The organism is Nonomuraea phyllanthi (assembly GCF_006334985.2).
GTDB classification, from domain to species: Bacteria; Actinomycetota; Actinomycetes; order Streptosporangiales; family Streptosporangiaceae; genus Nonomuraea; species Nonomuraea phyllanthi.
In genome coordinates, this window is record NZ_VDLX02000016.1 from 19142 (window position 1) to 40797 (window position 21656).

The window sequence follows — 21656 nt, forward strand, 5'->3', positions numbered from 1 at the left end:
GGTGGTGACCCCGGTCCGCCGGCTCGCGGCCGGGCAGGACTCCGGCCCGGTGGCTCATGACTCGGCGGGCACGTACAGGCTGAGGGTCTCCGCGACGCACGCCGGGCGGCGCTCGCCCTCGATCTCGATCGTCATCTTCAGGTTCGACAGGTAGCCGGCCGGCGTCCCCTTGACGTCGATCAGCTCGCCGACGGCCCTGATGCGCGCGCCGACGGGGACGGGACGGGGGAAGCGGACCTTGTTGAGGCCGTAGTTGACCCCCATCGCGATGCCCTCGACCTTGACCATCCCGAACATGAACGACGGCAGCAGCGACAGGCTCAGGTAGCCGTGGGCGATGGTGCCGCCGAACGGCCCCTCCTTGGCCCGATCCACGTCGACGTGGATCCACTGGTGGTCGTCGGTGGCGTCGGCGAAGAGGTTGACCTGTTCCTGGGTGACGGTGCGCCACTCGGACGGGCCGAACGTCTCGCCGACGGCCGCTTTGAGCTCCTGAACATTCGCGAAGGTCCGCATGGTTCCGAACGCTATTGCTCGGGCGGGACGGCTGCCAAGTTCGACATCCTGGCCGGGGCCCGTCGAAGTGGGGGTGCCAGCTGTTGCGAAGATCTTTACTCGAAAGCATCGCATAGGTGTTCGAGTCCGCGCTACAGTTCTGTGTACCGCAATCGAACAGAGGTTCGGCCTGGTGAGAGGGGGTGTGTCCGATGACGGTGCTCGCGACCGCCCCTGCTCGGACACGCCGTAGCACTTTCTTCCCAAATCTAAGACGGCCGCTATATCCGGCAATAGAGTCCGAGAGCGTGGACCCTGTGCGAAACCCCTACGCCCCCGGCGCCGGGCAGCGTCCGCCGGAGCTCGCCGGGCGCGATCGTGAGCTGCAACAGTTCGAGGTCGTGCTGGAGCGGGTGGCCCGTGGCCGTCCCGAGCGCAGCATGGTCGTCACCGGTCTGCGGGGGGTCGGCAAGACCGTCCTGCTCAACACGTTCAAGTCCATGGCCATGCAGCGGCTGTGGGGCACGGGCAAGATCGAGGCCCGGCCCGACCAGTCGATCAGGCGTCCCGTGGCGGCCGCGCTCCACATGGCCATCCGCGAGCTGGCCCCGCGCCATCGCGCGCCCGAGCGCATCGAGGAGTTCCTCGGCGTGCTCAAGGCGTTCGCCATGCGCGATCCCGCCGCGGCCAAGGGCACCTCGCACTGGTCGCCGGGCATCGAGGTGCCCGCCAGCCGGGGCCGGGCCGACTCCGGCGACCTGGAGATCGACCTGACCGAGCTGTTCGTCGACGCCGCCGGCGTGGCGACCGACCTGGCCGTGGGCATCGCGCTGTTCATCGACGAGATGCAGGACGTGCAGCCCGCCGACGTCTCCGCGCTCTGCGCCGCCTGCCACGAGCTGTCGCAGACGGGCGGGCCGTTGATCGTCGTGGGCGCCGGGCTGCCGCACCTGCCGAGCGTGCTGTCAGCCAGCAAGAGCTACTCCGAGCGGCTCTTCCGCTACGCGCGTATCGACAAGCTCGACCGGGAGGCGGCCGATCTCGCGCTGATCCTGCCGGCGCGCGAGGAAGAGGTGGAGTTCACCCAGGACGCCCTCGACGCCCTCTATGAGGCGGCCGACGGCTATCCCTACTTCGTGCAGGCGTACGGCAAGGTCGCCTGGGACCTCGCCCCGCGCACCCCGATCACCCTCGAGGACGTCAAGGTCTCCGCGCCGGAGGCCGAGGAGGAGCTCGCGGTCGGGTTCTTCGGCAGCCGCTACGAGCGGGCCACCCCGGCCGAGCGCGACTACATGCACGCCATGGCCCAGATCGGCGACGAGCCGGTCCCCACCGCGGAGGTGGCCGACGCCCTCGGGCGCAAGCCGTCCAGCCTCTCGCCCGCCCGTGACAGCCTCATCAAGAAAGGGCTCATCTACAGCGCCGAGCGTGGGCTGATCGCGTTCACGGTGCCGCACTTCGGGAAGTTCCTGCGCGCTCAACCGGTTTGAGCGGCACTCCTAGACCTCTATTGGGCTGTCTAGTGGGGAAGCTAGACAGCCCAATAGAGCCATATCGCTATGCCTGTCGAGCGGAATCTAACGCTCTCTAGCGTCAGGCCGATACTGGCGTATATTCCGGCAGAGACCTGCCGTCCGCCGTGCCGACCACGGCCATCCGCACCGCCGGGCGCCGGCCGCTGAGGTGCACCGCGAAGACGACGTCGTCCTCGTCGTGGTTGCGGAAGGCGAAGAAGCGCCAGCACAGCTCCCGCCAGGTGTCGTACGGCTCCGCCGAGGTCAGCTCGCCCTCGTGGGCCCGCCAGGTGCCGCTGGCCCTGAGCCGCGCGAGCGTGATCGACTCGGCGGGACCGCGGCGCTGCTCGCACGGGGCGCGGAACCGTACGCGGTCGATCAGCTCCTCCAGCTCGGGGGAGAGCAGCGCGAGCACGGCCACGCCCGCGGCCGTCAGCCACGACAGCTCGAGCATGGCCGTCCATCCCGGCGCCGGTGCCCACACCGACATCACGGACATCCCGGTCAACATGACCGTCCGGCCGATCGAACGCAGGCCCACCGGCGCGGAGCTCACCTCACCGAAGCAGCCGCAGCCGGCGTCCGGCCGCCGCCTGCGCAGCTCCAGCAGCACGTACGTGGACAGCGCGAAGAAGGTGACCGTACCCCACCGGAAAATCGGATGCGTGGTCACCAGCAGCCCCACCCCCAGCACCACCTCACCGGCCGCGCAGACCAGCAGCGAGGGGGCCTGCATGGGGCCCGGCATCAGGACCGCGGGCCCCAGCCGGGACAGCGCCCCCGGCTCGGCTCCGGTGCGTACGGTGCTCACCTTGGCCACCGTGCCCATGAGCAGCAGCACGATCAGGAGCGGCAACTGAGATCCGAGCACGCCCGCGTCACCCCAATCCGATCTGAGCGTTGAAGCACCCCTTGATCAGGTCGCCGCCGAGCTCAACATAGGAGAACGGCGACAACTCCACCACCCGCCCGCGCGGCGAGGTGTCGCATTCGACGCAGCGGTCGCAGAAGCGGCCCGCCACGCAGCCGCACGACACGACCGGCACGTTGGCGCCGCGTTGCGAGCAGACATTTGTGACCTGTAGCAGCGACCCGAGCGCCAGGTACGGCAGCCCGGTGCACGACACGCCGGCATCCGGGCAGCCGGTGTCCTGGCGCTCCAGCATCGGGTACGCGGCGCCGCGCTCTTCCTCGTCGAACGTGTCGGACCAGGTGGCGGGGCCGAAGATGCGGGACTGCAGGCCGGCGTACGCGGGCGGCGGGGCGGGCACGGCTCGGGCCGGGTAGGGGGGCTGCGAGGTCGCGGGCAGCAGGGCCAGGCTGCCGCCCGCTTTCCTGACCCCGATCGCGTCGAACAGGTAACCCGCCTCCCACATGGGATGCCGCACCTGGAGCCGCCCGGAGGCCCGGTAGGGGATGGTGACGGTACGGTGGCCGCGGTGGGGGCCGCAGTCGAGCTCGACCGTCAGGTCCTTACGTCCGCTGATCGACTGGATCGTCCCGGTGATGCGGGTGGTGTCGGCCCAGATCCGCTCGACCACGCGCCGCTCGCGCGTCCGCATCACGACCATGGAGCCCGCGGGAAGATCGGCGGGCGCGACGTCCTGGCCGTGCCAGGCGGTGGCCCAGGGGGCGATCACCAGCCGCTCCTCGGTGCCCGCAGGGGTCTCGATGATGATCAGGTGCGGGCTGACGTCCAGGATCTCGCCGGCGACCGCGCGTAAGGGCTCCGCGCCGTCCTGGGCCGGGCCGGGATCGCCGGCCTCGCGGCCGAGCGCGGCCGCGGCGAGCACCCTGCGGCGGTCAACGCTCGGATATCCCATCGGCCCCTCCCTCGTCGGTACTAGAGTCACACGACTTGAGGGCAGCTCACACCGTACCGTCGCAGACCGGATCAAAATACGCATCCCCGGGGAAGTGAGTTGACACCCGGCGACGAACAAACCGCCACCGGCCTTGGCCTACCTTTATCGTCGGCGGACCGAAACCTGAATTCTGGTTCAGGCCCAATAGGGCATCCGGCTGCGATTCTGGCCACGATGCAGACCACCGGCTGGGAAGACGAGTTCCGCGAGTACGTGAGGGCGCGCGGTCCGGCCCTGCTGCGCGCCGCCCACCAGCTCACCGGGCACCCGCTGGACGCGGAGGACCTGCTGCAGAACGCGCTGACCAAGACGTACCTGGCCTGGGACCGGATCGAGGACCGGCGGGCGCTGGACGGCTACGTGCGGCGGGCCATGGTGAACATCAACATCTCGCAGTGGCGGCGGCGCAAGCTGGAGGAGTACCCCTCGGACGAGCTGCCTGAGATGTGCACTTCATCCTCGGACGAGTCGCACGGGGAGGTGCACGAGGAGCTGGAGCGGGCGCTGGGGGAGCTGCCCGAGCGGATGCGGGCGGCGATCGTGCTGCGGTACTACGAGGACATGACCGAGCCGGAGATCGCGAGGACGCTGGGGATCAGCGTGGGGACGGTCAAGAGCACGGTGTCGCGGGCCATGGGCAAGCTCAGGAGCGCGCTGACCCGCCACCCTTCATGAGCTCCCCGTCGGCTCGGCGTGGGTGCCGGCTGTGGTTTGAGCGCCGGTTGTGGTTGTGGCTTTGGCGTCGGATGTGGCTTGGGCGCCGATGGTGGCTTGGGCGCCTGCTGTGGCGCACGGACGTACGACGGCTCTGATCTTGCGCAGCGTGGCCAGGAACGCGGCCAGCTCCTCCCGGTCCAGCAGCCCGGTGAAATAGTCCTCGATGTCCCGAAGGTGACTCGGCAGCACGGACTCCAGCCGCGCCCGCCCGGCCTCGGTGAGCACGGCGTAGGAGGCCCGCCGGTCGGTGGCACAGGCCTCCCTGGCCACCAGCCCGTCCCGCTCCAGGCGGTCGACGACCCTGGTGACCCCGCTCGTCGACAGCTCGGTCTGCGCGGCCAGATCGCTCATCCGCAACCGCTGCCCGGGCGAGCGGGCGAGTCTGATGACGGTCTCGAAGTCGATCTCTGACAACCCCGCGGTGCTGAGCGCCGGCTGGAACTTGCTCATCATGCCGGCGTGCACCTCCGTCAGCAGTCCGATGGCTGTCAGCCGGGAGTCGTCAAAATTCATCACCCTCACAGCCTAACCGATGTTAGTTGACTGGTGGAATATTCCTCGTGTAGAAAGTTGTTGCCGCAGACATCCGCACAGCAACTGTTCCTCTGAGGAGAACCCCATGAGCACCCGTACCTGGGAGTCCCTGACCGTCCCGGCCGCCGGCACGTACAACCTGGACGCGGCCCACACCCGCATCGGTTTCGTGACCAAGCACATGATGGTCAGCAAGGTCCGCGGCCACTTCGACTCCTTCAGCGGCTCGGTCACGATCGCCGAGAACCCGTTGGAGTCGACCGCCGAGCTCACCATCCAGACGGCCAGCATCACCACGGGCGTCGCCGACCGCGACGGCCACCTGCGCAGCGACGACTTCCTGTCCGTCGAGAAGTTCCCGGAGATCACCTTCAGGAACGGCCGCGTGGTCAGCCACTCGGGCGACGAGTTCACCGTCGTCGGCGACCTCACCATCCGCGACGTGACCCGGCCGGTGGAGCTCACGGTCGAGTACGGCGGCGCCGGCACCACCCCGTGGGGCGGCACGGTGTGGGGCTTCTCGATCACCGCGGAGTTCGACCGCGAGGACTTCGGCCTCACCTGGAACCAGGCCCTGGAGACCGGCGGCGTGCTGGTGGGCAAGAAGGTCAAGATCGAGATCGAGGGCGAGGCGGCGCCGGCGGCGTGACCGCACCCCTCCGGTCCCGTGGCGCTCCGCCACGTTATCCACAGGTCCGAAGCCCGTCCACGCTGTGGACGGGCTTCGTCCACAGGCGGTTACGCACAGGCTGTTGATAACTCTTGGTGAAGGGTGGGGGAGCAATCGCTTTGCCGCCTCGCCAGAAGGCCGGTACGCTGTCCTGAGCCGAGATGGCTTCCGGGAGGATTCGCCTAGTCAGGTCTATGGCGCCGCACTGCTAATGCGGTTTGGGTTTACCGCCCATCCGGGGTTCAAATCCCCGATCCTCCGCACGTAGGAGGCCCTCTCCCTTGATCGGGGAGAGGGCCTTTTTGATCTCGTGGGCGTCAGGGTTGCAGTTGGCCTCCGGATGATCCAGAGAGCGGCGCCCATGCGGTCGCTGGCGTCCTTCATCGATCGCCCCGGAGAAGTCACCGGCCGCCCACGGCTCTCCGGCTCGTACGTGACATCCTGGCAACCGCCCCGATCAGCGTCCGCCGTGAAGCCCGCGAGTACGCGGCAACCCTGGGAGTCCACGCGTGACCCAATCCGGCAAGGTCCTCTACATCATTGTCTGCGCCGCAGGACCAGCGCCGGACGTCGGCCGCCTCGTCACCCTCGCCCAAGACGCCGGCTGGACCGCCCAGATCATCGCCACTCCGCCTGCACTCGACTTCATCGACGTTGCCGAACTGGAGAGGCAGACCGGCCGCCCCGTCCGCAGCCAGTACCGTAAGCCGCACGAACCCAAGTCCCCCCGAGCCGACGCCATCATCGTCGCGCCGGCCACCTACAACACGATCAACAAGTTCGCCCTAGGCATCGCCGACACCTACGCGCTCGGCCTCCTGGCCGAAGCCCCAGGACTTGGCATCCCCGTCGTCATCCTGCCCTTCGTCAACATCGCCCTGGCCGCGCGCGCCCCGTTCCAACGCAGCGTCGACCAACTTCGCGCCGAAGGCGTACACGTGCTGATTGGCCCCGGCCAGTTCGAGCCACACCCGCCAAGCTCCGGAGCAGAACGCATCGAGAACTATCCATGGTCGCTGACCTTGGAGAACTTGCCGAACTAATCCCTTTTTGGATCAAGTGGCAGCGCTGCCGCACCCCGTCCCTCCGCACGCCGGGGCCGTACCGAGCGAACGCTCCGACCGGGGCTGCCCCGCCGCCGCACAGGTGCAGCCCTACGATCGCCACAACGTGGTCGGTCACCGTACATGGTCGGGGACGATCGGCGGGCCAGATGGTTGATGACCGTTAGATGGTGGACGGCGATGAGGTTCGGCGGCTCAGTCCGTGCACCCGAGGCCCCGCCCGTTACCGTGCGATCGACCTCATCGCCTGGCGAGACGATAGCCCGAAGTCGTGCCCAGGCACTATCGAGAATGGCGGTCAGATCGATCCCGCAACTCCGGGACCATGACCGTCGCGCAATTGGACAGGGCGGCGAAGAGTCAAGCACGGTCACTCACGACCGGCCGGTCGCCCAGTTCAGGGCCATGATGGGCGATGATCCTTGCAGTTCCCAGGCTGACAGCGCGGGTTCGTTGCCGTCACCCGCTTCAGCTCCCGCGTGTCCCGGGGCGTTCATTTCTCCCCGTCATGGTCATCAGGCTCGAGCAGGCCGCAGGCTCCCTCGATGTCTCCAGACGAGATCAGATCGCGAACCGCAGCCGCCATACTGTCGAACCCGACGTCCCGGATGATGACCAAGTCTGAGCACCAGAAGTATCTGCCGCCGAGGCACTCACCGGTGCGCACGTTCTTGTCCATGTTCCGCCGGACCACATCCAGGGTCATGAAGGTCGCATACCGGCGTGAGCCATCGTGAAAGGTGATTGTCGCGTCCGCCTCATCAGCGGTGTCCGGCTCGTATCCGTCCCATGCCGGGATCGTCATCTCGAACTCAGGGTCCGTGATGCGATAGAAGGTCCCGTCGAAAGCGATCATCCTGTAGTCCCTTCTGTAGCCGGCGGCGGTGTCTCGGTGACGATGGTGGCCGTACGTAGAACTCGCTAGGGCCGAGGGCGCGTCAGCGGTTCTGCTGGAGGGAGCTCAGGACAGGGGGCGGGCGCGCTGCCACCGTGACGGCGGGCGATGTGAGCCTCAAGTAGCCGAACAGCCAGCCCATGACGGTAGCGGAAGGCGAAGAGCAGCGGGATGTCCCCATCGGGGCCCGGGCGTTCAGGATCCGCCCCATATGCCAGGAGCACGGCGGTGCATGCAGCATCGAGCGGCTCTCCGGTCTGGGCTGCTCCGTCCGCCTCCACGTCGATCGCATGCAGGAGCAGTGTCATGTTGGAGCCCACCTCATTTGGGTCGGTACCGGCGTCGAGCAATCGGGTCAGCTCCCTCAGGTCGCCATGCTCTACTGCCAGGTGCGCCGGAGTCATCGGCCCATAGCGCGCCGCTTCTGGTTCCATGACCGTGATCAAAGCAGACACCGGACCACTGCCGCCGACTCACAATCATGAACTGTGCCGGACGGATTCGAACACCAGAGATTCGGGAGGTCCAGGGTTTCGTTCCTCGGCCATGGCCCGCCGTGCAACGTGGCTGATCATCGCACTTGCCCGCCGAACTGGCGGATGGCACGGTGACGAACCATGGGCAGGAGACGCTATGTCGCCAGAGGCGTGCCCGGCGGCTACCGGATCTGGGACAACAAGGTGCGCCGTTGGTGGGGCGACTTCTACGAGTTGTGCCCTGACGAGCTGCTCGTCGAGCTGAACGGGGCACGTGACTACGACAGAATCACGGCGCTCCTCAAGCGCTATAGGGCTGAGAAGCGGTAGCTGCAAGGCGATGATGATCGGTATGGAAAGTTCCGAGTTCGGTGCCGATTGCATCAACTCGTGGCTGGCTGCGTGGCAGCACAATCTGCTGTACGCGCAGGATTCTGATCAGGGGGAGACGCGGCGGATCTGGGCCAGGGTCGCCTTCGCGGCCCTCGACGGAGCCGAGCAGGCCGGCTATTCCACGCGGTACGCGGACGCGAGCCGTTTCAGGCTTCGAGCGTTGCTCATCGTCGCTCTCGGCCCCGGCGATGACCCGCTGTGGGATCCGGATCGACTGGCCTCGGATGTCCTGGAGGCATTGCCGTTGAGCCGGAAGCAGGCGGCCGGCTGGGCGGTGGACTGGCAGAGACGTTCTCGGGATGAGATCTTGGCCTTGCGTACCTGCAAGATATTGCTTGCCCCCATGAAGGTGATCACCGATCGGGTGGCGGAGGAGCCGTTGAGGACGCGGATCGATCGCTGGCTGGACCTCTGGCCGCAGCTCCCATGACACGTGCGACGTGCATGCGGTGATCACGGCGGTATCGGCTTTGTGAGCATGCCGCGCACCAGCTCAGAGAGGTCCTCACGGCGGGAACGGTCAGGCGCCGTAAAGCCGTAGGGAGTTCGGATGGTGAACCGAGCAGCTACCAAAGATCCTGCGCCTGTGTCCCGTACGCGTGGATCGAGCCGGCCCGGGCGGGCGCGGTCAGCGTGGCGGCGTCCCCGGTCGCGGTCGACGACGGCAGCGGTCGGCGTTCCATGACGCGGATCGACCCCCGCACCATCGCGTCCGCGCCACCGGGTGCGGGCCTGGCCATGGCGGCGCTCACCGATCTGCGCATCCGCATCCCCGAGGGGGACAACCTGCCCGTGCTGTACGTGGTGGATCCGAAGGAACCTGGGCGGTGGGCTGCGGTCGTGACCCGGTCGGACGACGAGCCTGTGGTGTACGAGTTCGGCGATCGCCGCCTGTGGGAGGCCTACTTCGGTGGGTGTCCTGGGGTCAGCCGAACCGTGACCGCCGAAGGGCAACGGATCTGGATGGACTGTCCGGATCGGTGCCCACGCTACGACTCCGCCTGCAGGTGCTTCGGAGGCAGCACCACATGATCGACATGCAGGAGATGCGGCCGGCGGCCGGCCGTTGTGCGGATCATCAGGGGTGCCCCCTCGTCGTCCAGCGCGTCGGTGTCGTGAAGGATGGCTCCTGAAGTGCCTGATTTCCAGGGGAGTGGTGAGCGGTGTCCGGTGAGTTGTTCGATGTGGCGTTGGAGGTCTTGCGTGCCAACCCGTATGGGTTCTTGACCACGGTGGACGACGGGCAGCCGCATACTCGGCTCGTTCAGCATGTCGGTGTCGATGCCGACGGAACGGTGTGGATCGGGACGAGCCCGGCGTCTCGTAAGGCCACCGAGATCTCCCGTCATCGGATGGTGTCGTACGCGGTCGAAGACAGGGCCGCCTTCGCCTACCTGTGCCTGAATGCCGAGGCCGACCTGGTCGACGACAAGTCGGAGCGGGTTGCTCGGTGGCAGGACGGATTGGAGGCGTTCTTTCCGGACGGCCCGACCGGAGATGACTTCGTGCTGATTCGGTTGCGTCCGCACAGGGTTGAACTCATGGACTTCTCCCGCGAGATCCACCCCGACCCCTACGGGCTGGTACCTGCCGTTGCCGAGCGGCGGGAAGGCTTGTGGTCGTCCAGCCGATGAGGGGGAAGGTCAGGCAAGCTTCGGCTGGTAATGGTCTGGGGCGTCAGCTCCGTTCACCTCGGTATCGAGCTGGTGGTCGGCCCAGACGTAGCTTTCGGGGAGCAGGTGGGTGATGGGGACGGTGCGGAGTCCGTCACGTGTGCCGACGATGACCTTGAGGGCTGGGAAGTAGTCGAGCAGGACCTGGCGGCAGCGGCCGCAAGGGGGCACGACACCCCGGTCGCGGTCGCCCACGGCGACGATGGTGTCCAGGTCGTAGGCGCCCTGTGCGGCGGCCGTGCCGATGAGGACGAGCTCCGCGCAGGGGCCGCCGGTGAAGTGGTACGCGTTCACCGCCGTGATGATCCGGCCGTCCTGGTCGCGCGCCGCGGCTGCCATGGTGTGGTTGTCGCCCCGGCAGCGTGTGGCCGCGACATGCGCTGCGGCCCGGATCAGTTCGTGGTCGACGTGGTTGATCTCTGTGGTCATCTTTCCGGCTCCATACGGTGTCGGGCGGCGACATTCACGCTCTGCGCGGACAGCGGCACCATCTGGGTCCGCCACCAGGTCACCACTGACCTGGTGCCGTCGGCATCATAGTGTCGGCCGTCGACGACGAGATGGAGCGGGTTCCTCCGCGGCGGGAGGGATCAAGGCGGTGAGTACGCTTACCTCGCCGTACCTCTTTGACCCGTTAAGCGTGGGCCACGCCGCCGCCAGAGCCCCCATAATGCGAGCGTGAGACTCCGAATCGATCCGGATAGAGATATCAAAACCGGCACCTGCGACTGCTGCCGAACTCCCTTTGAACGCGTCACAGGCTTCGTCAACAACGACGACGGGGCTTACGCGATCTATTACGCCTCCTGCTATCACCATGACGGAATTCACGAGGCATGGATCGACGTCATCATCGATGATGCCTGGGTGCCTGACGACCCGGTCAGCCGTCCCGGTGCGAATCGGGTCACGTTCGGATGCCGAGTGGGACCTGTCGAGAATTCACCCGTCCCGGCGTGCAGCTTGGTGACCGGTGCGGCCGTCGCGCCCGACGAACCGTTCTACGGGCGCAAGCTGACCCGGGACGAAGCCCTCGCACACCCATGGCTCTCGGATTACTGGGAGACCATCGACCACATCTTGGAGAATGACCTCACGGTGCGTCAGCACCTCTATGGCGTGACCACGAGCGAACAAGCCTCCGGTGGGGACACTCCGACTCCGGGGTGAATGCGCGCCGGGCGTTCCGGGGTGAAAGGTCTATCGTTTCGACCGGGCAGGCGTGCGCGGTCGTGCTCAAGATGCTGGGCCCACCCCCGATATGCTCGCTGCGTGGACAGCGATGACGCTTTCATCTCCTCGTCGTCGAGCGATGAGGCCCTTTTCCTGGCGACCTGCGTCATGGTCCTGCTGATTCTCCTCCCCACGCTCATCTGGCTTGCCGTGACGCTGCTACGTGGTCGCGAACAGAGCTCCGGTGAGGACCTCAGGATCCGGGATGAACGCACCAGTCGGTTCGGACGCTGAGGCGGTCCTGCACCAGGCGCAGGCGGTGGGCAGGAATGCGGTGGGCATTCATCGCCCGGTGCAGCAGATCGGGATCGAATCCGTGCGTGCTCATGTGGTCGAGGAGCGGGTCATAGCGATCGGCCCGGTCCCGCAGGAGTTCGGTGGCCAGCCGGAGTTCCAGGCGTACCACCGGCACCTGGTGAGAGCCGCAGGCGATCAGGACGTGGTGCTGCCATGGCCCGCTGCCCACGCATTCCATGGCGTCCGTATCAGCTTGGCGTTCGACCGTGCTGAGCTCCACGTCGACCCCGTTCACCTCGAACCTGGCGAAGTACTGCGAGGACGCGGGGAGCCAGGAGGCGGTATAGAGGCAGGGGTACGACGAGAGCGCCGCGGCGAAGGTGTCCACGTCCTTTCGGCCGGAGAGCAAGATGTCGATGTCCCCGGCGGGGAGCGGGACGCCTTGCAGGAGTGCGGCGCTTGTGCCGCACACGCGATACGCCGTGGCGGGGGCCGCGGCCGCGAGTGCGTCGAGTGCCGTGGCTAATGCCGTCGATACTTCTGTACGGTCCAGCGGTCGTGTTCTGTCGCCCATGCGGGTCAACGTATCCATCGGGCGCGTGCGCGCGTCAGGCTTCTGAGCCGTACGAATCCGCGCGGCCGCGTCAGATGCGTTTCGGAAGTGGCGGCGAATGCGGCATGATCACTCATTGTGAAAAAGACGATCACCGTTCTGTTAACGGTATCCGGCGCCCTTCTGGTGGCCGCCGCGCCCGCGCAGGCCGCTGCCAAGGATCCCGTACGCGCGCTGAAGGCCGAAATGGTCGCCGGGCACGGCGTGCGCTTCACCGAGACGGCCAACTGGTCCGACGGCCTCGACACCCTTCAGGCGTACACCAACAAGGGCGTGTTCCAGTTCGGCAAGAAGGGGCCGGTCGGCTACGACATCGCGAGCATCGCGTATGACGACGCCAAGGACCGCGCGATCTCCATCGGCAGGAACACGTACTACTCCGGCGAATACGTGGCCGATTTCCTGCCCAAGGGCAAGACCTGGTTCAGGTTCGAGGGCGGCGGCGCGATGCCCTTCCTGTACGCCCAGGTCCTGAACCCCGCCGAGCCCGCGACGCTGTCGGCGCTGCTCGCCAAGGGCACGAAGGCGGGGAGCAAGGTCACCGGCAAGATCACTTTCAAGGATCTGGACAAGGTCTCGCCGTGGTTCTCCGGCTCCGACCTCAGCGACTGGGCCGGTGACACCGAGGTCTCCTACACGCTGACGCTGACGTCGGCCGGCCTGGTGAGCAAGCTGTCGAGCTCGTTCCGCGCCGAGGGCACCAAGAACGAGTACGCCGACTTCGAGGGCGACATCATCGAGGTCGACACCCGCTACACCGGATGGGGCAGCAAGGTGTCGGTCAAGGCGCCCGACCCCAAGACCGTGACCGGCAACTCGTCCGGCTGAACGAGGCCCCCGTCGGGATGTCCGCCGTCGGGGCGTACCGTGCGCGACGGCGGTAAAAACAGGCTCTTGTGCCGGCGTTTCGGTTCGGTAGATTTCGTTCATGAAGGCAGCGGTTCATTCTCGGTACGGCCCGCCGGACGTGGTGCGGATCGCCGAGGTTGATGAGCCCTCGGTCGGGGACAAGGACGTCCTGGTCAGGGTGCATGCGACGACCGTGAACCGGACGGACTGTGCGTACCGGGCGGCCAGGCCCTTCTTCGTGCGGGCGGCCACCGGCCTTGCCCGGCCGCGGCGCGCGATACTCGGGACCGAGTTCGCGGGAGTGGTGGAGGCGGTCGGCGGCGGCGTCACATCGTTCGCCGTGGGGGACCGGGTGTTCGGGTACAACGAGGGCCCGTTCGGCACGCACGCCGAGTACCTGTCGGTTCCCGAGGACGGCATGATCGCGACCATGCCGGCGAACGTGACCTTCGCCGAGGCCGCTCCCGGCACCGAGGGGTCGCACTACGCGCTCGCGTTCATCAGGACGGCCGGGGCCCGGGCCGGGCAGGAGGTCCTCGTCCATGGGGCGACGGGTGCCATCGGCTCGGCGGCGGTGCAACTGCTGAAGGGCCTCGGCGTCACGGTGACCGCCGTCTGTGACACGCCGAATCTGGAACTGGTGCGGGGGCTGGGCGCCGATCGGGTCGTCGACTACACCGCGCAGGACTTCACGAGGGACGCGCAGACCTACGACGCGGTGTTCGACGCGGTGGGCAAGAGCACGTTCGGCCGCTGCAGGCGATTATTGAAACCCGGCGGGGCCTACCTGTCCTCCGAGCTGGGGCCCTGGTGCCAGAACCTGGTCCTGCCGCTGGTCACGCCGTTGTTCGGCGGCAGGAGGGTGAAGTTCCCCTTCCCGGGCGGCGACCGGGAGATGATGTGGCACCTGCGCGAGCTGATCGAGTCCGGCCAGTTCAGGCCGGTCATCGACCGGCGCTACCCGCTGGACCGGATCGTCGACGCCTACCGCTATGTCGAGACCGGGAAGAAGGTCGGCAACGTGGTCATCGAGGTCGTGCCGTCGAGCTGATGCCCCGGCCCCTGGAGGCGCCGCCCGTACGTGTCGGTGGCCCGTCGTAGGATCGGGCGCATCATCGGCAATCGGAAGTCTGGAGCCCTATAAGTGGTGGTCGTCTCCCCGGAGAGCGTGTTCGACGAGGCCGAGATCTTCGAGCTTTACGACTCCGTCGGCTGGGAAGCGTTCACGCGGGACATCGCCAAGCTCAAGCGGAGCATGGTCAACTCGCATCTCGTCATCACCGCCAGGGACGAGTCGGGCAAGTTGCTCGGGCTCGCGCGGACGGTGTCCGACGATGAAATGGTCTGCTACGTACAGGAACTGCTCGTCAACAGCGCCTTCCACGGGCAGGGGATCGGGCGGCGGCTGCTGGAGCATCTGATGGAGCGCTACGCGCACTGCCGCCACTTCATCCTGACCACCGACCACGAGTCCACGGCCGAGGGGGCCGCCAGCCACGCCTTCTACCGGCGCATGGGGCTGATCGAGCACCACGAGCAGAAGTTGTCCGCCTTCGGGCTGAGGATCGGGGGTTCCTCGCCTGCCTGATGGTTGCTCGTACGACCTGCCTGATGGGTGTTCGTACGACCTGCCCAGGGGGTGCTCGTACGAGCTGCCTGAGGGGTGCTCGTACGACGAGCGTGGCGGCGGCGATCGACGAGACCGCCGCCGTGATGACCGTCAGTCGAGGATGTGGGTGGTGGCGCGGGTGTAGCGGTGGCGGATCTCCGGGATGGCCTCCCCGTCGTACGTCTCCGTCTCCTCCGACCGCCAGTCCGGCGTCGTGACCAGCGTCGCGGCCTGGTGGGCGGCGCCGTCGGCGACGTACTCGGCCGGCGGCGGCACGGTGATCGGGGCGCCGAAGATCGTGGGGGCGATCCGGCGGACCGCCTCGGAGCGGGCCGCGCCGCCGATCAGCAGCACGCGCTCCGGCCTGGTGCCCAGCGCGTCCAGGGCGTCGGCGAGGCCGCACAGCATGCCCTCGATGGCCGCGCGCGCCAGGTGGGCGGGGGTCGAGGTGGCCAGGGTCAGCCCGTGGACGGAGCCGGTGGCGGTGGGGCGGTTGGGGGTGCGCTCGCCCTCGAGGTACGGCACCAGCGTCAGCCCGCCCGCACCCGGCGGCGCCTGGAGCGCCAGGTCGCTCAGCTCGTCGAGGCTCTTCCCGACGATGCGGGCGGCGGCGTCCATGACGCGGGCCGCGTTGAGCGTGCACACCAGCGGCAGGAAGCGCCCCGTCGCGTCGGCGAACCCGGCCACCGCGCCCGTGGGGTCGGCGCTCGGCGTCTCCGCGACCGCGAACACGGTGCCGGACGTGCCGAGCGACACCACCACGTCACCGGGGCGGGCGCCCACGCCCAGGGCGGCGGCCATGTTGTCGCCCGTCCCGGGCGCGATCAGCACGCCGCCGCCGTCGAACGCGACGTCCGCCGGTCCGAGGACGCGGGGGAGGAGCGGGATCGCGCCGAAGGCAGCTTTCAGCAGATCCGTACGGTACGTGCCCGTCGCCGGCGACCAGTAGCCCGTGCCCGACGCGTCGCCGCGGTCCGTGGTGAGCCGGTCGAGCGGGGGCGGCGGGGCGTCGGCGGTGAAGTCGCCCGAGGCGAGCGCGCCGCGCAGGCGCCAGGTGAGCCAGTCGTGCGGCAGGCAGACGGCCGCCGTACGGGCGGCGTTGGCGGGCTCGTGCTCGGCCAGCCAGCGCAGCTTGGTGACGGTGAACGAGGCGACCGGCACCGAGCCGACCGCGGTCGCCCACGTCTGCGGGCCGCCCAGTTCCGCGACGAGGTCGGTGGCGGCCTGGGCGGAACGGGTGTCGTTCCACAGCAGGGCATTGCGTACGACATTTCCGGACTCGTCCAGGCAGACCATGCCGTGCTGCTGCCCCGCCACGCTGATGGCCGCCACGCCGTCCAGCCCGCCGGCCTCCTCGATGGCCCGCAGCAGCGCGGCCCACCAGTGGGAGGGATGCACCTCCGTGCCGTCGGGATGCGGCGCGCGGCCCTGCCGCACCAGCGCGCCCGTCTCAGCGTCACGAATGACGACCTTGCAACTCTGCGTCGAAGAATCGACCCCAGCGACCAGCGTCACCCACGAACTCCTAACACGTGTCCAGCGCGAACTGGCTCAAATGCGACGAACGGCAGTCAAATGGTAGCTGTGGCCGTCGAATGTGCCCAGGCTGCCAGGCAGTCAGGCTGCGCGGTGAGCGCTTTCCCGAATCTCGTGGCGGGGTTCGCCGGACGAATCTCCCCCGATCAGCGGTTCACAAACCCGAAGGATCCCGGCCGACGCTGATCTCCTCGGCGATCTTGCGGATCTCCGTCACCTCGAGGCCGGGGGCCTTGGGCAGGTGGCGCAGCAGCGCCTCCATCACCACGGGCACGGGCTGGCCGGCGAACCGCCCGGCGATCCCGTGGACCGCCCTGAACAGCGCCTCTTCGCTGTCGTGCATCGACCTCTCCTTCGTCGGGTACCCGGAGAAACCTACGGCCTCCGCACGACAGTTTTCTCGCTCCCCCGTCCCGCGTGTTCCCTCCCGCCCACGCCGGCCCGCCCTCCAGGCGCCGGTATTGTCACGGTCCAATCTGGTTGAACACTCATATACTCAGCTGGAGCGGAAGGGGAAGAACCATGCCTGTCCAGCGGCTCAACCATGCGGTCCTTTACGTCCGTGACGTGGAACGCAGCGTCGCCTTTTACCGCGAGGCCCTCGGGTTCGAGGTCGTGATGGGCATGCGGGGCGCGGCCTTCCTGCAGGCCCCCGGCTCCACGAACGACCACGACCTGGGCCTGTTCCAGATCGGCCCGGACGCCGACGCCTCCCCGGCCGGGCGCACCTCCGTCGGCCTCTACCACCTGGCGTGGGAGGTCGACACGCTCGACGAGCTGGAGCGGACGGAGGCCAGGCTGAGCGAGCTGGGCGCGCTGGTGGGCGCGTCCGACCACGGCACGACGAAGGCGCTGTACGCGAAGGACCCCGACGGGCTGGAGTTCGAGGTGTCCTGGCTGGTGCCGGCCGCGCTGCTCACCGACGAGGCCCTGGCCGCGCGCTCCACGATCCGCCCGCTCGACCTGCGCGCCGACAAGGAGCGGTACGGCGGGAGCACCCGTGGCGGGGTAGGGGTCTCTGTCCCGGTCTGAAGTACCGTGGGTCATATACGGCTCTTCTTCCACGGAGAACGGTCATGCCAAGCGATCCTGATCACGTGCTCGACGCCATCGACGGCGTCGTCGACGAGTGGGAGACGCTGAGCGCGGACGCCATGCGCTGGGCGCCTCCCGAGAACAAGGGCCCGGATTTCATGACCGAGATGACGGAGATCTTCGGTCCATTGGTCAACGCGTTCGCGCATGCGTTGCGGCCCGTGAGCGACGCGTTCGAGCGGGTGCTGCACACCTTCGACGAGGACGACTAGCCCACAGGCCGGTCAGCCGGTGCGGCGCCGCCGGGTCCGCCGCGGGTAGGCCTTGGCCGTCTCGGCCAGCCGGGCGGCGTGCTCCTCCTGCCTGCGCCAGTGCCCGTAGGCGTCGCCGCGCTGCGCGAGCCGGTCCAGCTCGCTCCTGGTCGTCAGCGGGATGAACGCGGGCTCGGCGTCCCGCCACGGCGTGCCGGGCAGCGGCATGAACGTGTGGGTGTGGATGCGGGCGCCCAGCTCGGCAAGGTCCGAGGCGAGCTTCAGCGACTGCGCCTGGTCCTCCTCGCCCTCGCCGGGCATGCCGAAGATGAAGTCGACGTTCGGCCGGAAGCCGTGCTCGACCGCGATCCTGACCGCGTCGCGCACGGGAGAGGTGTCGTGGCCGCGCCCGGAGGCGGCCAGGACCCGGTCGGAGCCGGACTGGGCGCCGATGATCAGGTTGTCGTTGGCGACGTACCGCCTGAGCAGCCGCATGGCCTCAGGGGTGACGTGCTCCGGACGCACCTCCGAGGGGAAGCTCCCGAAGAACACCCGGCCGTTCGCCGGCAGCTCCTCCTTGACCCCGGCCAGCAGCTCCTCCACCTTGTCAAGATCGGGATCGGGGCCAGGGGAGCCGTACGAGAGCGAGGTGGGCGTGATGAACCGCACGTCGCGCAGGCCCCTGGCGGCCATCTCGCGCACGTGCTCGCGGACGCTCGCGACCGAGCGGTGCCGGAACTGCCCTCCGAACATGAAGGGGGTCTGGCAGAAGCGGCAGGTGTAACGGCAGCCGCGGGTGATCTCGATCGGCCCGTTCCTGTGCACGAACGAGGGGAACGCGTCGAGCGGCAGCTGCGGCGCCGGTCTGGTGCGCAGCGCGACGCCGTCGCCGTCCTTGATCGCCAGTCCTGGCACGGAGGTGAGCGGCTCGTCCCGCTGGAGCGCCCGTACGAGGGAGACGATCGTGGACTCGCCCTCGCCGATGCCCGCCAGGTCCCAGCCCGCGTCGATGACCTGCTGCGGCTCGGCCGTGGCGTGCACGCCGCCCGCGATGTGCAGCCCGCGGCCGCCGCTCAGCGACCGGACCGTGGCCAGCTCGGCCGCCATGGCCTCGGCGTCCGGCGAGTAGAACGACCACAGCACGAGCACCCGGTCGGCCCGGCAGGCCGTGATGTGCCCGGCGGTCTCCTCGGGGGTGGTGCCCAGCCGCAGCTCGTGCTCGACCCCTGAGGTCTCCAGGGCGGCGAGCAGCGCGTGCACGCCGTACGTCACCGCCTTGCGGTATCGGACCACCACACTCACAGCCAGCGCCACGCCCCGCAGCGTAGCTCAGCGCCGTCCGTGCCGGGCCCGCGCCGAAGCGCTCGAGTGGCTAGACTCCTCGGCATGACCTGGCGACATTGATGAATAACCAGGGGCCGGCGCGGGGCGCGCGGGCCTCCGAGGCCACAGGCACTCGGAGTCCCTGCTCGTTCCCCTGGAAGGCCTTATGCTCATTCCGAAGCTTTACGCCTACTCGTTCTTAGGCGAATTCATCCTGCTCTACCCGGTTTACGCGCTGCTGTTCGCCGATGCCGGGTTGTCGATCGCTGAGACCTCGTCCCTGTTCGTCATCTGGTCGGTGACGGGCATGGTGCTGGAGGTCCCGTCGGGCGCCCTGGCGGACCGGGTGTCCAGACGCCTGCTGCTCTGCCTCGGCCCGCTGCTGGCCGGGCTCGGCTACGCGCTGTGGGTCCTGTTCCCGTCCTACTGGGCGTTCGCGCTCGGGTTCGTGCTGTGGGGCACGCAGGGCGCGCTCGTCTCAGGGTCCTTCGAGGCTCTGTCGTACGAGGAGCTGTCGCGCAAGGGCCAGTCGGGCCGCTACGCCGCGGTCATGGGCCGGGCCACCTCCGCTGGCCTGGTCGCGAACGCGCTGGCGATGGGCGCGGCCATGCCCGTCTTCGCGGGCGGCGGCTACCCCGCCGTGGGGGCGGCCAGCGTGCTGGCCTGCGTCCTGTGCGCCGGTGTGGCGCTGACGCTGCCCGAGCACAGAGCGGCGCGCTCGGGCGCCGAAGAGAAATATCTGGCGATCCTGAGGTCGGGCGTCGCCGAGGCGCGCTCGGATCCCGGGGTGCTGCGCGCCCTGCTGCTGGTCGCGCTCGTGCCGGCGATCTGGGGCGCGCTGGAGGAGTACGTGCCCTATCTGGCGATCGAGACCGGCGTGGCCAAGACCGCCATCCCGCTGCTGTACCTCGTGGTCTGGATCGGCACCACGGCGGGCGGGCTGCTGTCGGGCGTGGTGTCCGCGTACGGGCCGCTGGTCGTGCTCGGAGCGGTGGCCCTGGCCGCTGGGGCGCTCAGCGGTCACCCGGCCGGGTTCGGGCTGATCGCGGTGGCGTTCGGGGCGTTCCAGCTGGCCGAGGTGACGGCGGACGCCCGGCTCCAGGACCGCATCACGGGCGACGCCCGGGCCACCGTGACGTCGCTGGCGGGTCTCGGCACGAACCTGGTCACGGTGGCCGTCTACCCCCTTTACGGGCTGCTCTCGTCGCACGTGTCGCACGGCGTGACGTTCGCGGTCCTGGCGCTGCCGTACCTGCTCATGGCGGTGGCGGGACGGAGATCGCGCCGCCACGTGACGCCGAGCGATGCCCCATAACACCGAAATAGGGGCGCATTGGGATCTGACGCCGCTTTTACCAGCCGTTAACTTGACAGCACCCCCACCGTAGGAGTGTCAATGTCGAGTAAACGCCGGGCTCTGGTGGGCGGCGTCATCCTCGCCGCCTGCCTGGCCGCACCCCCCAGCCCCGCAGCAGCTGACCCGGCACCTCAATCCGCCTCCCCGGCCCCGCCGCCCGCCGTGGTGGACGCCATGGAACGCGACCTCGGCCTGTCCGAACAGCAGGTCGTCACCCGGCTCGCCAACGAGCAGCGCGCCGCCGTCGCCGAGGCCGCGCTGGCCGGCCGGCTCGGCGGCTCGTACGGCGGCGCCTGGCTCAACGACGACGCCTCCAAGCTCCTGGTCGCCACCACCGACCCCGGGAGCACCGCCGCCATCGAGTCGCAGGGCGCGCAGCCGGTCGTGGTCAAGCGCTCGCTCGCGGAACTCGACGCGATCGTCCAGCGGATCGACCAGGCGCCGAAGCACGCCAGGGCCGCGGTCGCGCTCTGGTACGCCGACGTCAAGGCCAACACCGTCGCCATCCAGGCGCCCACGGTGGAGGCCGCGCAGGCGCTCGCCACGGCGGCGGGCGTGGCCGGCGACGCGGTCAGCGTCTCGGCGACCGGCGAGCGGCCCACGCCGTTCATCGACATCGTCGGCGGCGCCCCCTACTACATCGGCTCCAGCCGGTGCAGCGTCGGCTTCGCCGTCACCAGGGGCAGCACCCCCGGCTTCGTCACAGCCGGGCACTGCGGCCGGGCCGGCAACCGGACCTCCAACCCGACGGGCACCTTCCAGGGCTCGTCCTTCCCGGGCAACGACTACGCCTGGGTCGCCGCCCCCGGCAACACCCCGCAGCCCTGGGTACGCGGTTCGGGCGGCTCGACGGTGATCGTCCGCGGCTCGACGCAGGCCTCGGTCGGCTCGTCCATCTGCCGCTCCGGCTCGACCACGGGCTGGCGCTGCGGCCTCATCCAGCAGCACAACGCCAGGGTCACCTACCCGCAGGGCACGGTCTCCGGCCTGACGCGCACGAGCGCGTGCGCCGAGCCGGGCGACTCGGGCGGCTCGTTCATCTCGGGCAACCAGGCCCAGGGCGTGACCTCGGGCGGCTCGGGCAACTGCACCTTCGGCGGCACCACGTACCACCAGCCCGTCAACGAGATCTTGAGCGCGTACGGGCTCACCCTCACCAGGGGTTGAGCCTGCCGAGATCCCCGCGCCGCGTGCCCCACCTGACCCGGGCACGCGGCGCGGTCGCGTTCTCGCCTGGCTGCTCCGATTTCGCCCCGGCTCCTCCGATGAGTTTTCGCGGCCCGTCTGGTCTGCACGGGTGAACGAGATTTCGACCCA

27 protein-coding genes and 1 tRNA gene are annotated in these 21656 nt (G+C 68.7%); 17 read left to right on the top strand and 11 right to left on the bottom strand.

Annotation, left to right across the window (positions count from 1 at the left end; genetic code table 11):
* Positions 1-54: 54 nt before the first annotated feature.
* On the bottom strand, positions 55-516 hold the full coding sequence (locus FH608_RS35175) for a MaoC family dehydratase (RefSeq protein WP_139634705.1): 462 nt from the start codon (positions 514-516) through the stop codon (positions 55-57).
* A gap of 287 nt (positions 517-803) precedes the next feature.
* Here FH608_RS35175 and FH608_RS35180 point away from each other — a divergent pair, with 287 nt between their 5' ends.
* Positions 804-1985 (top strand): ATP-binding protein, encoded by a 1182-nt coding sequence (locus FH608_RS35180; protein WP_139634706.1) that lies wholly within the window; start codon positions 804-806, stop codon positions 1983-1985.
* Positions 1986-2088: 103 nt separating this feature from the next.
* On the opposite strand, the gene FH608_RS35185 is transcribed toward FH608_RS35180, so the two are convergent.
* Both FH608_RS35185 and FH608_RS35190 read right to left on the bottom strand, forming a co-directional pair.
* Positions 2089-2880, bottom strand: coding sequence for a MauE/DoxX family redox-associated membrane protein (locus FH608_RS35185; protein WP_226900179.1), 792 nt, complete (start codon positions 2878-2880; stop codon positions 2089-2091).
* A 7-nt stretch (positions 2881-2887) separates the two neighbouring features.
* A complete protein-coding gene (locus FH608_RS35190; protein WP_139634707.1) occupies positions 2888-3832 on the bottom strand; it encodes a hypothetical protein in 945 nt (314 codons plus the stop codon).
* Between the two features lie 216 nt (positions 3833-4048).
* Here FH608_RS35190 and FH608_RS35195 point away from each other — a divergent pair, with 216 nt between their 5' ends.
* Positions 4049-4549: a SigE family RNA polymerase sigma factor gene (locus FH608_RS35195; protein ID WP_139634708.1), complete on the top strand. Its 501-nt coding sequence runs from the start codon at positions 4049-4051 to the stop codon at positions 4547-4549.
* Here the strand turns inward: FH608_RS35195 and FH608_RS35200 are convergent.
* Positions 4544-5104: a MarR family winged helix-turn-helix transcriptional regulator gene (locus FH608_RS35200; RefSeq protein ID WP_139634896.1), complete on the bottom strand. Its 561-nt coding sequence runs from the start codon at positions 5102-5104 to the stop codon at positions 4544-4546. The two genes, FH608_RS35195 and FH608_RS35200, sit on opposite strands and share 6 nt — an antisense overlap.
* 106 nt (positions 5105-5210) lie before the next feature.
* Here FH608_RS35200 and FH608_RS35205 point away from each other — a divergent pair, with 106 nt between their 5' ends.
* From FH608_RS35205 to FH608_RS35215, 3 genes are all read left to right on the top strand, one after another.
* Positions 5211-5774 carry a YceI family protein gene (locus FH608_RS35205; RefSeq protein WP_139634709.1) on the top strand — a complete coding sequence of 188 codons (564 nt, stop codon included), beginning with the start codon at positions 5211-5213 and terminating at the stop codon, positions 5772-5774.
* Positions 5775-5966: 192 nt separating this feature from the next.
* Positions 5967-6056: transfer RNA gene (locus tag FH608_RS35210), tRNA-Ser, on the top strand.
* Between the two features lie 248 nt (positions 6057-6304).
* The gene (locus FH608_RS35215) at positions 6305-6838 is read left to right on the top strand and encodes a flavoprotein (RefSeq protein ID WP_139634710.1); all 534 of its coding nucleotides are present in this window, start codon (positions 6305-6307) and stop codon (positions 6836-6838) included.
* A 514-nt stretch (positions 6839-7352) separates the two neighbouring features.
* On the opposite strand, the gene FH608_RS35220 is transcribed toward FH608_RS35215, so the two are convergent.
* Complete coding sequence (locus tag FH608_RS35220; protein ID WP_139634711.1) at positions 7353-7715, bottom strand: hypothetical protein; 363 nt, start codon at positions 7713-7715, stop codon at positions 7353-7355.
* Between the two features lie 656 nt (positions 7716-8371).
* Between FH608_RS35220 and FH608_RS35230 the strand changes: the two genes are divergently transcribed.
* Positions 8372-8560: a hypothetical protein gene (locus tag FH608_RS35230; protein ID WP_139634712.1), complete on the top strand. Its 189-nt coding sequence runs from the start codon at positions 8372-8374 to the stop codon at positions 8558-8560.
* Positions 8561-8582: 22 nt separating this feature from the next.
* Positions 8583-9053: a hypothetical protein gene (locus FH608_RS35235; protein ID WP_139634713.1), complete on the top strand. Its 471-nt coding sequence runs from the start codon at positions 8583-8585 to the stop codon at positions 9051-9053.
* A 136-nt stretch (positions 9054-9189) separates the two neighbouring features.
* Here FH608_RS35235 and FH608_RS35240 read toward each other — a convergent pair whose 3' ends face one another.
* Positions 9190-9387, bottom strand: coding sequence for a hypothetical protein (locus tag FH608_RS35240; RefSeq protein ID WP_139634714.1), 198 nt, complete (start codon positions 9385-9387; stop codon positions 9190-9192).
* Between the two features lie 399 nt (positions 9388-9786).
* Between FH608_RS35240 and FH608_RS35245 the strand changes: the two genes are divergently transcribed.
* Positions 9787-10257 (top strand): pyridoxamine 5'-phosphate oxidase family protein, encoded by a 471-nt coding sequence (locus FH608_RS35245; RefSeq protein ID WP_139634715.1) that lies wholly within the window; start codon positions 9787-9789, stop codon positions 10255-10257.
* A 9-nt stretch (positions 10258-10266) separates the two neighbouring features.
* On the opposite strand, the gene FH608_RS35250 is transcribed toward FH608_RS35245, so the two are convergent.
* Positions 10267-10725, bottom strand: a complete 459-nt coding sequence (locus FH608_RS35250; protein ID WP_139634716.1) for a cytidine/deoxycytidylate deaminase family protein — start codon at positions 10723-10725, stop codon at positions 10267-10269.
* A gap of 249 nt (positions 10726-10974) precedes the next feature.
* Between FH608_RS35250 and FH608_RS35255 the strand changes: the two genes are divergently transcribed.
* Together FH608_RS35255 and FH608_RS35260 are read left to right on the top strand one after the other, a co-directional pair.
* The gene (locus FH608_RS35255; protein ID WP_139634717.1) at positions 10975-11466 is read left to right on the top strand and encodes a hypothetical protein; all 492 of its coding nucleotides are present in this window, start codon (positions 10975-10977) and stop codon (positions 11464-11466) included.
* Between the two features lie 102 nt (positions 11467-11568).
* Positions 11569-11763, top strand: a complete 195-nt coding sequence (locus FH608_RS35260; protein ID WP_139634718.1) for a hypothetical protein — start codon at positions 11569-11571, stop codon at positions 11761-11763.
* Here the strand turns inward: FH608_RS35260 and FH608_RS35265 are convergent.
* Positions 11723-12349, bottom strand: a complete 627-nt coding sequence (locus tag FH608_RS35265) for a hypothetical protein (RefSeq protein WP_193318808.1) — start codon at positions 12347-12349, stop codon at positions 11723-11725. The genes FH608_RS35260 and FH608_RS35265 overlap by 41 nt on opposite strands.
* Positions 12350-12457: 108 nt before the next feature.
* On the opposite strand from FH608_RS35265, the gene FH608_RS35270 reads away from it, so the two are divergent.
* From FH608_RS35270 to FH608_RS35280, 3 genes are all read left to right on the top strand, one after another.
* Positions 12458-13207, top strand: coding sequence for a hypothetical protein (locus FH608_RS35270; protein ID WP_139634720.1), 750 nt, complete (start codon positions 12458-12460; stop codon positions 13205-13207).
* Positions 13208-13307: 100 nt separating this feature from the next.
* Positions 13308-14279, top strand: a complete 972-nt coding sequence (locus FH608_RS35275) for an NAD(P)-dependent alcohol dehydrogenase (protein WP_139634721.1) — start codon at positions 13308-13310, stop codon at positions 14277-14279.
* Between the two features lie 93 nt (positions 14280-14372).
* Entirely contained in the window at positions 14373-14816 is a 444-nt protein-coding gene (locus FH608_RS35280; RefSeq protein WP_139634722.1) for a GNAT family N-acetyltransferase, read from the top strand.
* Between the two features lie 132 nt (positions 14817-14948).
* On the opposite strand, the gene xylB is transcribed toward FH608_RS35280, so the two are convergent.
* Together xylB and FH608_RS35290 are read right to left on the bottom strand one after the other, a co-directional pair.
* Positions 14949-16352: a xylulokinase gene (gene xylB / locus FH608_RS35285; RefSeq protein WP_139634723.1), complete on the bottom strand. Its 1404-nt coding sequence runs from the start codon at positions 16350-16352 to the stop codon at positions 14949-14951.
* Between the two features lie 175 nt (positions 16353-16527).
* Positions 16528-16716: a hypothetical protein gene (locus tag FH608_RS35290; protein WP_139634724.1), complete on the bottom strand. Its 189-nt coding sequence runs from the start codon at positions 16714-16716 to the stop codon at positions 16528-16530.
* 179 nt (positions 16717-16895) lie between these two features.
* On the opposite strand from FH608_RS35290, the gene FH608_RS35295 reads away from it, so the two are divergent.
* Together FH608_RS35295 and FH608_RS35300 are read left to right on the top strand one after the other, a co-directional pair.
* The gene (locus FH608_RS35295; RefSeq protein WP_139634725.1) at positions 16896-17405 is read left to right on the top strand and encodes a VOC family protein; all 510 of its coding nucleotides are present in this window, start codon (positions 16896-16898) and stop codon (positions 17403-17405) included.
* 44 nt (positions 17406-17449) lie between these two features.
* Positions 17450-17680, top strand: coding sequence for a VHS/ENTH/ANTH domain-containing protein (locus tag FH608_RS35300; RefSeq protein WP_139634726.1), 231 nt, complete (start codon positions 17450-17452; stop codon positions 17678-17680).
* A 12-nt stretch (positions 17681-17692) separates the two neighbouring features.
* Here FH608_RS35300 and FH608_RS35305 read toward each other — a convergent pair whose 3' ends face one another.
* Positions 17693-18973, bottom strand: coding sequence for a TIGR04013 family B12-binding domain/radical SAM domain-containing protein (locus tag FH608_RS35305; protein WP_226900180.1), 1281 nt, complete (start codon positions 18971-18973; stop codon positions 17693-17695).
* A gap of 175 nt (positions 18974-19148) precedes the next feature.
* Between FH608_RS35305 and FH608_RS35310 the strand changes: the two genes are divergently transcribed.
* Positions 19149-20297 (top strand): MFS transporter, encoded by a 1149-nt coding sequence (locus FH608_RS35310; protein ID WP_139634728.1) that lies wholly within the window; start codon positions 19149-19151, stop codon positions 20295-20297.
* An 81-nt stretch (positions 20298-20378) separates the two neighbouring features.
* Positions 20379-21506 carry a S1 family peptidase gene (locus tag FH608_RS35315; protein WP_139634729.1) on the top strand — a complete coding sequence of 376 codons (1128 nt, stop codon included), beginning with the start codon at positions 20379-20381 and terminating at the stop codon, positions 21504-21506.
* Positions 21507-21656: the final 150 nt, after the last annotated feature.